This window comes from Paenibacillus sp. P4_A7 (assembly GCF_056402455.1).
This window is the reverse complement of record NZ_JBFUHJ010000123.1, coordinates 1-13,958: the sequence shown is the minus strand read 5'-3', so window position 1 is coordinate 13,958 and position 13,958 is coordinate 1. Positions and strand designations below refer to the sequence as shown.

At 40.2% G+C, this 13,958-nt stretch carries 13 protein-coding genes and 2 pseudogenes; 4 read left to right on the top strand and 11 right to left on the bottom strand.

What is annotated here, in order from left to right; all coding sequences use genetic code 11:
• Positions 1-492: 492 nt before the first annotated feature.
• Positions 493-1,032 carry an NADPH-dependent FMN reductase gene (locus AC1DWN_RS16355; RefSeq protein ID WP_477559964.1) on the top strand — a complete coding sequence of 180 codons (540 nt, stop codon included), beginning with the start codon at positions 493-495 and terminating at the stop codon, positions 1,030-1,032.
• Between the two features lie 102 nt (positions 1,033-1,134).
• On the opposite strand, the gene AC1DWN_RS16350 is transcribed toward AC1DWN_RS16355, so the two are convergent.
• Positions 1,135-1,866, bottom strand: a complete 732-nt coding sequence (locus AC1DWN_RS16350) for an RNA polymerase sigma factor (protein WP_477559963.1) — start codon at positions 1,864-1,866, stop codon at positions 1,135-1,137.
• Between the two features lie 212 nt (positions 1,867-2,078).
• Here AC1DWN_RS16350 and clpP (AC1DWN_RS16345) point away from each other — a divergent pair, with 212 nt between their 5' ends.
• Positions 2,079-2,663, top strand: a complete 585-nt coding sequence (gene clpP, locus AC1DWN_RS16345; RefSeq protein ID WP_477559962.1) for an ATP-dependent Clp endopeptidase proteolytic subunit ClpP — start codon at positions 2,079-2,081, stop codon at positions 2,661-2,663.
• A 59-nt stretch (positions 2,664-2,722) separates the two neighbouring features.
• Here the strand turns inward: clpP (AC1DWN_RS16345) and AC1DWN_RS16340 are convergent, their stop codons facing one another.
• From AC1DWN_RS16340 to AC1DWN_RS16310, 7 genes are all read right to left on the bottom strand, one after another.
• Positions 2,723-4,099 (bottom strand): ABC transporter substrate-binding protein, encoded by a 1,377-nt coding sequence (locus AC1DWN_RS16340; protein WP_477559961.1) that lies wholly within the window; start codon positions 4,097-4,099, stop codon positions 2,723-2,725.
• Positions 4,100-4,135: 36 nt separating this feature from the next.
• Positions 4,136-5,293 (bottom strand): efflux RND transporter periplasmic adaptor subunit, encoded by a 1,158-nt coding sequence (locus tag AC1DWN_RS16335; RefSeq protein ID WP_477559960.1) that lies wholly within the window; start codon positions 5,291-5,293, stop codon positions 4,136-4,138.
• Between the two features lie 39 nt (positions 5,294-5,332).
• On the bottom strand, positions 5,333-6,211 hold the full coding sequence (locus tag AC1DWN_RS16330) for a carbohydrate ABC transporter permease (RefSeq protein WP_477559959.1): 879 nt from the start codon (positions 6,209-6,211) through the stop codon (positions 5,333-5,335).
• A 9-nt stretch (positions 6,212-6,220) separates the two neighbouring features.
• Positions 6,221-7,093: a carbohydrate ABC transporter permease gene (locus AC1DWN_RS16325; RefSeq protein ID WP_477559958.1), complete on the bottom strand. Its 873-nt coding sequence runs from the start codon at positions 7,091-7,093 to the stop codon at positions 6,221-6,223.
• Between the two features lie 70 nt (positions 7,094-7,163).
• Positions 7,164-7,844: an N-acetylmuramoyl-L-alanine amidase family protein gene (locus AC1DWN_RS16320; RefSeq protein WP_477559957.1), complete on the bottom strand. Its 681-nt coding sequence runs from the start codon at positions 7,842-7,844 to the stop codon at positions 7,164-7,166.
• A 181-nt stretch (positions 7,845-8,025) separates the two neighbouring features.
• Positions 8,026-9,855, bottom strand: coding sequence for a sensor histidine kinase (locus tag AC1DWN_RS16315; RefSeq protein WP_477559956.1), 1,830 nt, complete (start codon positions 9,853-9,855; stop codon positions 8,026-8,028).
• Positions 9,852-10,562: a response regulator transcription factor gene (locus tag AC1DWN_RS16310; protein ID WP_477559955.1), complete on the bottom strand. Its 711-nt coding sequence runs from the start codon at positions 10,560-10,562 to the stop codon at positions 9,852-9,854. Before AC1DWN_RS16310 ends, AC1DWN_RS16315 begins: the two co-directional genes overlap by 4 nt.
• A 187-nt stretch (positions 10,563-10,749) precedes the next feature.
• Between AC1DWN_RS16310 and AC1DWN_RS16305 the strand changes: the two are divergent.
• Positions 10,750-10,928 (top strand): annotated as a pseudogene (locus AC1DWN_RS16305) (alpha-helical endospore appendage domain-containing protein); the annotation flags it as partial.
• A 52-nt stretch (positions 10,929-10,980) separates the two neighbouring features.
• On the opposite strand, the pseudogene AC1DWN_RS16300 reads toward AC1DWN_RS16305, so the two are convergent.
• Positions 10,981-11,275, bottom strand: a pseudogene (locus AC1DWN_RS16300) (hypothetical protein); the annotation flags it as partial.
• A gap of 343 nt (positions 11,276-11,618) precedes the next feature.
• Here AC1DWN_RS16300 and clpP (AC1DWN_RS16295) point away from each other — a divergent pair.
• On the top strand, positions 11,619-12,203 hold the full coding sequence (gene clpP, locus AC1DWN_RS16295) for an ATP-dependent Clp endopeptidase proteolytic subunit ClpP (RefSeq protein ID WP_477559954.1): 585 nt from the start codon (positions 11,619-11,621) through the stop codon (positions 12,201-12,203).
• Between the two features lie 175 nt (positions 12,204-12,378).
• Here clpP (AC1DWN_RS16295) and AC1DWN_RS16290 read toward each other — a convergent pair whose 3' ends face one another.
• Together AC1DWN_RS16290 and AC1DWN_RS16285 are read right to left on the bottom strand one after the other, a co-directional pair.
• Positions 12,379-13,329 (bottom strand): sugar phosphate isomerase/epimerase family protein, encoded by a 951-nt coding sequence (locus tag AC1DWN_RS16290; protein WP_477559953.1) that lies wholly within the window; start codon positions 13,327-13,329, stop codon positions 12,379-12,381.
• A 42-nt stretch (positions 13,330-13,371) separates the two neighbouring features.
• Positions 13,372-13,958: MFS transporter (locus tag AC1DWN_RS16285; RefSeq protein ID WP_477559952.1), on the bottom strand; the 587-nt coding region annotated here is incomplete at its 5' end.

Here is a 13,958-nt window from a genome sequence, read left to right as displayed (position 1 = left end):
GAAATAATGAAGGTGATTGTCAGTATACGCTCGTTTATTGCCAACTAACTCTAAGGTTGGGATCACCCCAATTTGAGTGTAATATCTGACCGTTCTTACATTCATCTGAGGATCGTCATTTTGCAAAATCTCAGCAATTTGCTTCGCTGTGTAATGGTTCATGCGGTATCATCTCCCCTCTATATTATGGTGCAATATTTACATTAAACTGTATCATGTACAGTATACTGTAACGTCAATCATTTTGTAAATAATACCAAATTTTTGAAGTGAACTCCTTGCTGGATCTATAATCCACCTCTTTCAACTAACTATCTGTAAGTAACTTGACAAAACATCGTCTATTAGTTATTGTTATCTCATGTTCAAGATACTTGAATTAAAGGTAGTGTTGGTTTGAGGTATTTCAAGTCTTGAAAAATATTGGTGGTGTGAGAAATGGGTTTCTTGGACAAATTATTTGGTAGAACTATAACTGAGGAGGAAAAAACAATGTCAAAATTAAATATCGGAATTATTCTAGGTAGTACTCGTCAAGGTCGTGTAAGTCCACAAGTAGGAGAATGGGTGAAGAAAGTTGCTGATCAACGCGGAGATGCGAATTATGAAATCGTAGATATCGCAGATTTCAAGCTTCCACTCTTAGGAGAAGCAGATGCTACAGAACAAGCGACAGCTTGGAATGCCAAACTCGCTAGCTTGGATGGCTTTGTATTTATCGTTCAAGAATACAACCATAGCATATCAGCATCATTGAAAAATGCACTTGATTATGCGCGTGATGCATGGAACAATAAAGCAGCAGGTATCGTCAGTTATGGTTCCGTAGGTGGCGCTCGTGCAGCTGAACATCTTCGTGGAATCTTGGGTGAATTGTCTGTAGCGGACGTACGTGTACACCCTGCTTTGTCGCTATTCACTGATTTTGAGAACGGAACTGTTTTCAAACCAGCTGATCTGCATCTTACAAATGTTAACGGTATGCTTGATCAAGTACTCGCTTGGAGCGGTGCACTGAAAACTTTGCGTTAATATCAAAAATGCCCTCCTCTTTTGATTAAGAGGCGGGCATTTTTTTTCATTAAAATCTTCTAGCTTATTCCTTCAGCTTCGAGGTTTCCCCTCCACCATTCATTAAGCAGCCATTCTTACATTAGAATGATGCTCGACATAGCGCTTGGAGCGGGAGTTAGCCATTCTTTGGTTTTGAGCTAATCCAATCGCAATATCTGGTGGAATCTGGTCTCCTAGTGCCAACCTCACTACCTGCACAACATCACCTGAGAGATAAGAAGCTATGAACGCTTGAAGTACCGACTTCAGAGCTTCTGTCTGAGGAGCGGGTTGTTTATCGTCCATGATCTCCTGCTTGATGGCACCAAGTGAATGTCGCGCACGATGATGCGCTGCTTTTACAGCCCCCTCAGTCATTTCAAGCACTTCACCAGTCTCTTTAATTGAATAACCGAATACATCACGAAGTAAAAAAACAGCTCTTTGGAGTGGCGATTGATGCTTCATAATGGCTTGAAATATTTTCTCGACCTCAAATGGGTTGATTTCCRTAGAAGTAGTTATTTCCTTTAGACGTACTCGTTCTAGAATACGATTGATTACGCTTTTTCTACGTGACTGATCGATCCATGTATTTTTAGCGATTCGCAGCAAGAAGGCTTCTGGATTATTATGAGCGAGCAGCTTGGTTGTGCCAATCGCTTTTAGCCACGTATCCTGAACCAAATCCTCGGCATCCCAAGGAGACCCCGTTATAGACAAGCAATAACGATACATAACCTTTTGTAACTGCTCCACTCTATTTTCATCAGATTTAATACCGATTGTCTCGATAAAATGAGCTGCATTCATTCAACCATCCTCCTTCGTGCTTTAAAGCTACTCCAGCAGCGACAGATAATATTCACTATATATTATAAACGAATAACCCTCTCATTAAGATACGCTGATTCTAAAAAAAGTTATCACCGCATGTACGAAACTTATTAGCACCGTATCCTTTTAGCTATCTGCTTCGTTTACAGGGGGAAACCTTAATAAATGAACAATGGAGGGTGAACAAGATGAGTAATTTTGTACCTTATGTGGTGGAGCAATCTAGAGGTGGCGAGCGATCTTACGATATTTATTCGAGATTATTGAAGGACAGAATCGTATTTCTTGGATCAGCTATCGATGATCAAGTAGCAAACAGTATAACGGCCCAGTTGTTATTTCTGACTGCCGAGGATCCGGATAAAGAAATATATATGTACATCAATAGTCCAGGCGGCTCTACATCTGCTGGCTTTGCCATTTATGATACGATGCAGTATATCAAACCACCTGTACAAACGATCTGTACCGGTTTGGCCGCATCCTTCGCCGCAATTCTGCTGCTTGCAGGAGCCAAAGGAAAGCGATTCGCACTGCCGAACAGCGAGATCATGATCCATCAGCCGCATGGCGGGGCTCAGGGTCAAGCCAGCGATATCGCCATTAGCGCCAAAAGAATTCTAAACATTCGCGCGAAGCTGAATCAGATTACTACGGAACGAACCGGACAGCCACTAGAACGCATAGAGAAGGACATGGATCGCGACTATTTCATGTCTGCAGAGGAAGCAGTTGAATATGGGATTATTGATAAAGTGATTACTTCCTTGTAGGTAGTTGAGAAATCTGACGATCAATTCTGACGTCAGATTTCTCTTTCATTCATTCCCTACTATTCATTTAAATATGTGGTTACCCTGTTCTGAATCAGCTTTGCTACGCTTTCAGCAGATTTCTGCCCACTGAAGAAAGCCGTTGCTTCCTCCCTAATAATGGTTTGAACCTTATTGTCACCTGTAACTTGTAGACTCGCTTCGGATATCATCACCTTAATAGATTCAAGATCCTTTTTGTTTACCTGTACGGTCCCAGCCTTCGGAACATCTATCGTTCCTTTATTCCCTATTTCTTGAAGCCTTTTCTCATTTACTGATTTAATCATCGAAAAGCCATCTTGTTGGGGGATGTTTTGCATTTCCTCGGACAATAGAAACTTCATGAAATCCCATGCGGTTCCTTTGATAGTTGAATTCGAATTCATAGCAACGTTATTAAGAGCGCCAAACGCAACCCCGGATTTCTGCCCAGCAGCATGCGGCTTCTGATAAATCTTTCCGTCTTTATAATATAACGAAAGACGAGCTAGGTAATCTTCTGGGGAATATATTTGAGATAGATTAAAATTACTAGGCACATATTCAGCAGATAGTATTTTCTCATCGTACAGACTCTTTACTTGATTAAGTAGATCGGTAAAGACCATGGAATCGAAATTCGGCTTACGGTTAGCCCCATCTACCAATTCGGCATAGTTGTCAGAAACTAGAGAGTTAAGCATTTCCTCAGGAGACAACAACGCTAATGAATAGGAATTAGCTCCATTACTGGCTAGTTGTTTTCCAACATCTGCAAACTGACTCCATGTCCAATTCTCATCATCGATTGTGACATTAGCTTTCTCAATACCAACCGCATCTCCGAATAAAGCCTGCAAGTAAAAATGGGAAGGTAAAACATAAAGGCCGCCATTCATTTTTGAATGATCGAGTATGTTCATATAATAAAGGTTTGGGTCAAAGGATTTATCCTTAACCATTAATTCGTCTAAGTTGACGAACGCATTTTTGCTAACATACTTATCGATCGGTAAGTCAATTATGTCCAAAGCGAATAAATCCGCTCCTTTACCCGACAGAATTTCTGTGTTAGTCGTTTTTATATATTTTTCTACTTCTGCTGGACTCATCATAGCGCTGCCGGCTTGTGCGAATTCTTTGAATTCGATCGTAATATTCGGATGCTTTTCTTCATATCTCTGCTTCGCCTGTTTGTAGAGATCATTTACAGCAAGGACTGAAAAAACAATGGTCTTTTCGGCGTTCTTATTTTCATCCTCTATGATACCTTCCTTCACAATAGGACTTGGACTTACAATGTTACTCGGACTATTCTTATTCCCAATACTATTACTTTCCGTATTACTTCCACTACAAGCTGACAAACTCACTACAAATACTAAACTCACAAGCATACTAAACCATTTTTTCATTACTAAAATTCACTCCCTATTTTGATTATGTTACATTCATCTCGGCCTAACTCTGCTGCCATCTTGCAGCGGTTCACTGCTCTCCACAATGATTAATTGTCCGGCATACGCCCCACTAAGGATAATCGCCTCATCCTCATTGGCTTCACCTACTTCTATAGATTCCCTTCTAGCATGAAAGGTGTTCCCAAGCGGGCTTTTCTTTTCTTCCATAACAAAAATATAGTTTTTGGAGCCCTCACTGTGAATAGCTTTATTGGGTATAAGAATTCCTTCACCAGCCGTAGAAGACTTACTCAACTGGATGCTGGCCTGTTCTCCACCATATATTTCAGCACTTTGTATGGTCACCTTAACTCGTTTATGAGGCTTGGGGTTTGTCGTGTCGCCATCTCCGCTATCAACTGCAAGCATGCCCGTATTTATAGCTTCCACATTTTCAATGACTGTCACGACACCTTCCATGGATTGTGTAACTCCCTTAATCTTGACGTCAACAGTTTGTTTGTTTCCAATCTCCAACTGGTCAACAATCGAGGATGGAATTTGTAATGACAGTTGAAAACCAAGACTTAAATCAGAAAKAAGCACATCCTGTCCGGAACTATCAGAAGGGAGGCCTTCAACTGCCGCTACTTTTGTGATGATTCCATTGAATGGAGCCACGATAAGTTCAAGTCTCTCAAAGTCCTCCTGTAAAAATCGCATTTTACGTTCCTGTACACCGATTTCCAGACGCGCGATCTCAATATCACGTTTGACACTGCGCAGCATTAATTCATCATCACTTTGTACGGCTTCGATGTAACGGTCTTGCAAGCCTTCCATCATTAATCGCTGCCGAGCGAGATTAGCCTCCTCATCTAGGATGCGTTGCTCAGCCTCTCGACTTTGATAAGTCACAAGAGTTTGTCCCTTGGTGACTCGATCTCCTACCTTTACTTCTATATTCTTAACAATCCATCCAGCTTTGTTGGATAACTCTACTTCACTTAGCGGATGTAACACACTGCTATTACTGTAGTTTTGAATAAGCGGATCCGATCTCCCTTCCTCTGTCCAAACCTTTGGCAAACTCAAGGTGAGCAGCGTATTGCTGTAAAGAGTAAGAACAAGCAGTGAACCAATAAATAGGCTAAATACAATCTTGATTATTTTCTTTTGGCTAAATTCAGGATGTTCTACGGAACGCATCTTATTTGATCCCCCTTTCCTTTGTGTCGGTTATACGTATTAGCCCTTAATGCCAGACAACTGAACTCCCTCAATGAAATAAGACTCTGCATATAAAAATAAAAGGATCATGGGAGACATATAAAGCATGGATGCAGCAAATCCGATTCCTCGTGCCTCCTGTTGAAGATGTGATAAATAGAGAGACAACGGTTGCTTAAATGTATCTTCTAGAAAGATTAATGGCTGCTCTACCATATTCCAATAATCCACAAAGAGCAGGACGACTAGTGCTGCTAGACCAGGTTTCATTAATGGAATGATGATTCGATAAAATATCAACAAATGACCTGCACCATCCATGATTGCGGCTTCCACATAAGAATAAGGTATAGACAACATAAATTGTCTGAGCATGAAAACGCCGAATGCAGCAAAAATTCCCGGTAATACAATTGAGCTTGCACTGTTCAATAGACCAAGCTTGTCCGCAACAATATAGTTAGGGACCATTGTCACCTGAAAAGGCATGAGCATAACGATTATGTAAACAAAGAACAAGTGATCACGCCCTCGAAAACATAATTTCGCAAAAGCATAAGCCGCAAGCGAACCGACTATGATTTGACCGACGATTATAGGAACGACCATAAGAACGGAATTCCAAAACATATTCAGATAGGTTGATGTCTGCAGAAGAATTGCTGCATATTGCTCAAATGAAACCCAATCTGGAATTAGCTTTAATGTAACGAATTGATCCTTCATAACTCCTGATGAGACAGTCATTTGCCCGATGAGATCGTAATTGTGGCCAATCTCGTTCTCTGTCATGAGTGAGTTGGTGAATGTGAATACTACAGGGAGTATCATCATTATCGCAATGACCATCAGGACGGCGGATAACAACCATTTATTGATACATGCTATTTTTTTCATATCTCACCATCACTCCATAAATCGTCTATACTGTCGTTCTAGTGTAAACAGCCCAAGAACGATAATCAGCAGACAGCCAATCATTAAAGTCGAGGCTGCTGTAAGCTTCTGAACATCCAGCGAAAAGAACATATTATTCATATAATGCTGTAGCATGTAAATGCTATCGTGCGGGTAATCACCAGCAATCAAATACGTTTCGCGGAAAATTTTGAACGAATTAATAATCGACATCAGAACAATGAAAAACATCGTTGGTGTTAAATAAACAAGGGTGATACTAACTAATTTACGGAATGGTCCTGCTCCTTCTAAGTCAGCAGTTTCATAATAATCTCTAGGAATGCTTTGCAGTCCGGCAAGAAATAAGATGATATTGTAGCCAACGTTTTTCCATAAATAGGCGATCGACAATACACCTCTTGCCCATTCTGATTTCATCCAATCCATACGATCCAGCCCTAGACTATGCAGACCGCTATTTAGCGCCCCATTCCAGTCAAATAATATTTGCCAAATCATAACAACAGATGCGACGGGTACGACGAGAGGTAGAATATAGGCAGTTCGCAGCCACTTTCTAAAATAAATATTTTGATTCAGAAGCAGTGCTAGCAGCAATGAAACAATAAGCATAAGCGGGACGTTTATTCCGGTAAATAACATGGTGTTCGCAGATGCTTTATGAAAAGAACCACTCGCAAACAAGTCTCTATAGTTGCTAAATCCTACAAAGGAGCCGTTTGTTGTCGAATCCATAAATGAGTAGCCGACACTAATCACAAAAGGAATTAAATAAAAGATAGCAAAGCCAATTAAACTTGGTGCAAGAAACCCCATCGCGATAATATTTTGCTTTCGTAGTAATAGTTGAAGCTTCATTATTGTCCTCTTATCTGAATAGGGGAGTTCAAAAACACCCCATTCATTTTTTTGATAAACTCTTCCGACTCTAATTGGATAAATATTCAATAATACCCTCGACAATCATTGAAGCGGATTTCGCTTGGAATTCAGAAGATTTAATTCGTTGTTCGTCTTCTTTATTTGAAATAAAACCTAGCTCAAGTAAAATGGACGGGCTCGAGTTTTCACGTAATACATGATAATCACCAAAAGATACTCCTCTATCTCTTGCTCCCATATTTTCCTTAAACAGTTGACGATGTACAAGCTCTGCTAATTGTTGATCTTCTTTCTTGTTAAAATAAGTAGTTATACCCGATACTTTGTTAGATTCAAAAGCATCATAATGAAGGCTGATAAAAAGATCGGCAGAAAGTTCTTTCGTAATTTCCATACGTTCGGATAAGGTCAGAAACTCATCATCATCCCGCGTTAAGATCACCGTAGCTCCTGTTTTCTCCAAAAGTAGTCTTTCAATATTTTGGGCGGTTTGAAGCGTTATTTCTTTCTCCACTAAACCGGATTGTCCTGTTGCTCCAACATCTTTTCCGCCATGACCTGGATCAAGGACTATCGTTTTCCCTTCTAAAATACGATCAGGCTTTTTGATAGCTTGATTCTGGATAGGCTCACTATTTCTTAAGCCAGTCGCTTCCATCTTGAACAGTAAGTTGATTGAAATTAGTGCTGCGATTGTTAATAAGGAAATGATCACTATTTTTTTCATATTCATAACTCTCCCCTCACTTATCTCTCGTGTTTAGACGCTATCTGTTAGTCTAGTGATAGTGTACTTGTGAGAGATAAAGATAAAACGGAGTCGAAATGAAGATGAAATGAAGAATATAAAAAAACCACTTCCCCAGACGTYAGAAATTCACGTCTTGAAAGTGGTTTATGAAGTTAAGCTACTCTTGTCTATTCAAATAGAAGAAAAACAGAACACCATCCTCCGTATTCATCGYGCCATAATGGACACCATGAAGCTCCAATATATTTTTGGAGATAGCGAGTCCTAAGCCAGTACCACCTTTTGCTCGGTGGCGCGCAGTATCTCCTATATAGAAGCGGTCCCACACTTTATCTAGCTGTTCTGTAGTAATATGAGCTCCTTTATTTTCTATAGAAACCTTAACTAGCTTTTGTTCTTCCACAACTGAAATATATATATGCTCTTGTTCAGGTGTATAGCGAATGGCATTAGTCAGGAAATTGGTGATGACTTGTTCTATTCGGTGTTGATTTGCCATCACTTCAATAGTTGCAAGCTCTGTATGCAAATTTAGCTGTTTACTGCCGATCTGTACGGATAACTGATCACAAATCTGCTCAATAATCTTATCGATACAAAATGAATCCATCTTCATTTTATACGTGCCTGACTCAAACTTTGCTAGTTCAAGCATATCTACAATCAAGAGATCCATCCTATCGACTTCTTTTTCCATAGCCTCAAAGTAATGATCTTTCTTATGAGTTGCAACGCCATCCTTCAAAATGGAAATGCAGCTTTTCATTACACTAAGCGGTGTCTTTAACTCATGGGAAACTCCCGAAATAAATTCTTTTCTTGTACTCTCTAATTGCTTTTCTTTCTCAATGTCCATCTGCAATTGCTTTATATAGGAATGAAGTGTTAAAGAAAGGGAATTGATACTTCGAGATAAATCGCCTATTTCATCATTGGAGCTAATACCTATAGTTTCTGAAAAATCCAAGTTTGCAATCCGTTTTGTCGTCTGATTGATTTGCAACAATGGTCTGGCTATCTTTCTTGAGTAGTACAAAGAAGTAAGCACAATAAGAAGAAACACAAGAGCGATCATGTATACATAATAGTCTTCTAGCATTTGGACCGCTTCATCTACAGGCTGCAGAGAGGCCATTGAGAAGATATAGCTGGTTCCACCTTCTTGATCTTCGATTGGATCTATGAATAATTTATACTTAACATCGTTTTGGGTGAAATCAAGAATTTGTTGTTGTTCATAGATATCAGGTTTCTCATCGAATAATAAGTTGGCTTGGAACTCTTTAATTCTCTCCATAAATAAGCGGTTTGTATAAATGAAGCTTGAGGATTCCTTCCCATTTGGCAATCTTATCTTGGTAATGGCTCCAATAAATGAAATGACAGGGAACTCTATACGATTTACTGCTTCTTTGTTTGAATATTTTATTTTTAATGAGAGTTCATCTATTTGTTTAGATATTTTCTCATTTTCCCAAAATGAACTACTCTTTTCCAAATCTAATCGAAATGGAACTAAAGCAGAATCTTTCTTAAACTCATTAATTTGAACACGTGCTTCGGTAGTCAAAGAGGATTTTAACTCATTTTGGGTAGCATTCAAAATCTCATCAATATCAATCACATTATATAGTGGAACCGTAATTGTTTCACCAGCAAACTCTTGATTAGTTTCAATTTTATCTAATTTTACTTCCAAATAAAAATCATTCACATTTTTTAAGTTTCCATAACTATCTAAGGTTGTAATCCAAGTATTATTTTCTCGATAAAAGTCCTGCTCCAACTTCTGAACAGCCAGTACATTTCCACCGCTTGTTAAGTAATCTTTCTTATAGGTTTGGATATTGGCTTGAATATCAGCTACTTTTCTGTTCGCATAATATTGTTTGAAAAATATCGTCTGTCCCAAATATATAGCTGCTAAAATGAACAAGCATAACATCGTTGTCAAAGTAAATAATTTGAATACAATACTTGTTCTCATCGATGGCCTTCAAACTTATAACCCGTTCTTACTATAGTAATAATCATTTTAGATTTATCACCTAGCTTCATTCTTATATTACGGATATGGGTATTCACGGTGCGATCATCTCCCTCGTATTCATAACCCCAAATTTTCGTGATGAGCTGTTCTCTCGTAATGACAATCCCCCTATTTTGCATGAAGTAAGCTAATATTTGGAATTCTGTATATGTCAGATATATATTCACTCCATCTACTGTCAAAGTTCGCGAAGGTAAATGGATTTGAATACCATTCGTAGATAATGTATCGTTATCATTTTTTGGGGTCAAAGAAGTAGTATCCAGTGATTTCTCTTCTCGAAATCTGCTCTCCAGAAGTCGTTTTGTTCTTGCTAACAACACAGGTGGGCTATATGGTTTGGTTACATAATCATCCGCTCCTAGTTCGAACCCCAGCAATGTATCATCTTCGTCCACTCTTGCTGTTAACATAATGATCGGAACATTGGATGTTTTCCTAATTCGTCTACAGACTGACCATCCATCTAGTTCCGGCAGCATAATATCAAGAATGATTAAATGAACCTCATTCTCTTGAAATATGGTTAATGCCTCTTTCCCATCTACTGCCTCTAATACTTTAAAATGTTCATTCAGCAGATAATCTTTAATAATTTCGCGTAAGATTTCTTCGTCTTCTACGATTAAAATTGTTTTTTCCATGTTTTATCTTCCTCCGAATTTTTGGACAAAGTTTCCTTGAATAACTTATTTTATTGTTGCCTTATAAACTATTATTTATTTGAGTCATAATCTTTCCTATTCCTATCAAGTAAAGTAACATAGTCAGATGAAGATAGTGTAAAGAAATAATATAAGAAGCTTGTATTGTCTATTGTTTCAAGCAGACATGCCTACTATCTCAATTACAATCGGAGACACCATACCATTTTTACTTGCTTCAATTGCACTCGAAGAGCTTGCTCTAGCTCATATTTTGAACGCCGAAGCAGAAAAACTCAGTTTGTGTTGGGAACACTGAAGGATATTGAACCACCAGAGTATCCTTCTATCTCCGATATTTTTTTAGAATTAAACATCATTTAAATCGAGTAGGAGGGAGCGCCTAACTCCCGTCCTCTCACACCACCGTACGTACCGTTCGGTATACGGCGGTACATGAATTATTCCGTAATGTGTCATACCTGTCCGTTAAACTCTAGTCCGTTAGATAACCAGTACTGGTTATTTAACGTTGACTGAAGAATGGGACTACCTGCAATCCTCCAGTATTTCTTCCTTGTGTTGCCCCATTCATGAACTTTTCCCTTAGAGACGCCTAGTGCGACTAGCTTCTTTACCTTTGTTCGTGGTAATTTCCACTGCTTCCATACGCACATGCGTAATCTTCTTCGTGTCCATTCGTCCAAATCCTTGATGACTTCTGCTGACTTCAGTACATTCAACACGACTTCACAGTCATACTTACAACATTACCTTTGCTTATGTACAGATGTACAGATCTCCCCAGGTAAGAGCGCTATCTTCCTCTCCATCTATCTGCTTCATTTACTCTCGTACGCCTTCGGCAGTAAGGACTTTGGTTTGTTATGCAACCTCATCCAACATACGTTAGCCTTACAGCAATACGAAAAAGTTTTCACTGCATGTTCAACTATTATATGGCTAACTAAGCTTACCATAAATGCGTATCCTTTCTGACAGCTGTTTCGTTTACAAGTCGATACCGAAAAAAATGAATGATGGAGAGTGATCAAGATGAGTAATTTTGTTCCTTATGTTGTGGAGCAATCTAGGAGCGGTGAGCGATCCTACGATATTTATTCAAGATTGTTGAAAGACAGAATCGTATTTCTAGGTTCTGCAATCGATGATCAAGTTGCAAACAGTATAACCGCCCAGCTGCTATTTCTGACTGCCGAGGACCCGGATAAGGAAATCTATATGTATATCAACAGTCCAGGTGGCTCAACTTCTGCTGGCTTCGCCATTTACGATACCATGCAATATATCAAGCCTTCTGTACAAACGATATGTACCGGCTTCGCCGCATCCTTCGCCGCAATCCTGTTACTGGCAGGCTCCAAAGGAAAGCAGTTCGCCCTGCCGAACAGTGAGATCATGATTCACCAGCCGCATGGCGGAGCTCAGGGGCAAGCCAGCGATATTGCTATTAGCGCAAAAAGAATTTTAAACATTCGCGCGAAGCTAAATCAAATTACGACTGAACGAACCGGTCAACCGTTAGAACGCGTCGAGAAGGACATGGATCGCGACTATTTCATGTCGGCAGAGGAAGCTGTCGAATACGGGATAATAGATAAGGTCATTACTTCATTGTAGACCTCTTTTCTACTTAACATCAATTACAAATGGGATCGTTATTGTATGCGATCCCTTCTTAAGTAAATGAAGATCTGCACCTTGTCTAAAAACGTCGAATCAACAAGCCCTTCCAATTTATTTACAGTAAAAAAAGGAGCACGAATGCCCCTCTTCGGTCTTTTCCGTTATGTTGTTACCGGCAATACTTATCTCTCAAAGCCAGCGTATACTTGATGGATTGCTCCACGCCTCTCTCTTGATCGGCTATCATTTGCTCCAAAAGCTCTTGCGGCGGATAATAATAATCGAGCGGTTTGATGTCAGACAAGTCATAAGGAGGCTGCTCGACTTTAAATGCGCCTTCGCCGACTTCGAATACGCCTCCGGCTCCCGGTTCTCTTTTGAAAGCAGTGGCGTAAGGGAAACACATTTCCACATTGATCCGTGTCAGGCTCGATTGCTCGACAAGAATTTTGAAAATTTGCTCCAAGTCGATGCTGCCGGTACCGACAGGAACGCCGCATACCCGGTAATCGTCACCGTCATGAACGATGATGTGGTCTTTAAAATGTGTGGTGAATGCATACGGCGCCAATTTTTTGACGGCTTCGACCGGATCTTCCCATGCCATCATGCCGTTTCCGACATCGCAATGAGCTCGTACCCATGGACTGCCTACTTCCTCGATGATGCGGATAACCTCGCTTGTCAGCTCTTCCTCATGATTTTCCACAGCCAGCTTTATTCTGTACTTCTGCAGTAGCGGCACAATTTTCCGAATGTCTCCTGGTGCTGCAAGCAGCCTGTCCGGGTCGTATGYCCCCATACAAGTGTATGTCCGGATAACATCCGCCCCGATCTGATGGGCTACTTCGATCACTTGTGTCAAGTGTGCAGGGTCGGTACCGTTCGTATCCATTTCGGCAAAAAATCCGTATTTTTGGATTTCGGCCTTTACCCTCCTCAAATATTCGGGTTCGAACGATTCGAGCGTTCCCCATCCTGGCAGTCCCGGCCACTCCACAATATTGATCATGACCCCGTCCAAACCAAGCTCGGCCGTCTTTCTAATAAATTGAAAAATATCCATTCTTCCTGTAATAAACTGCAGATGATAGCTCTCTGTTTCCAAACCGATTTTCATGTACGCTCTCCTCCATGTATCCGATGTTTATTGAGAATACGGCTACAGCACTTGTTCTGCCGCTTGCTCTTTTTTCTTTTTTACGACCCTCACCAAATAACTGCTAACGAGAAAGCCTACTGCCGCAAAACCTATCATGGTCATAAACACATGTTTATATCCATCGATTCCCGGCGTCCGATCCAGCATACTTCCATACAGCGTAAAGGCAAACATTGACGGAAAATAACCTACTAAGCAAGCGATGGAAACCGCTGCGCCACTAATTTCCCGAGGGATGCCGACTTCTTCGATCGGAGCGAAAAACACGGCTCTTTGGGTGAAAATGATCGCACCGTAAGCGAGCGTGAACAGCATCCCCACATAGACGTTCATGGTTTCATGCGGAAGGAAAATAAAGATGATCATACCGATAATGGATAATACGAAAGCCAGTCTCAAATATTTGGACGGGGATTTGAATGTTTTGTCAGCCAAGTAGCCGCCTAGTGGTCCGCCGATCATCTTCAAGCCGTATTGATTGATAATCCCGTACGCACCGACTAACGCAACAGGCATCCCGTAGATTTCTTTCAGGAACGGAATGAAATACGTCAAGCCAATATAAACGGAGTATACAGAGAAAATAG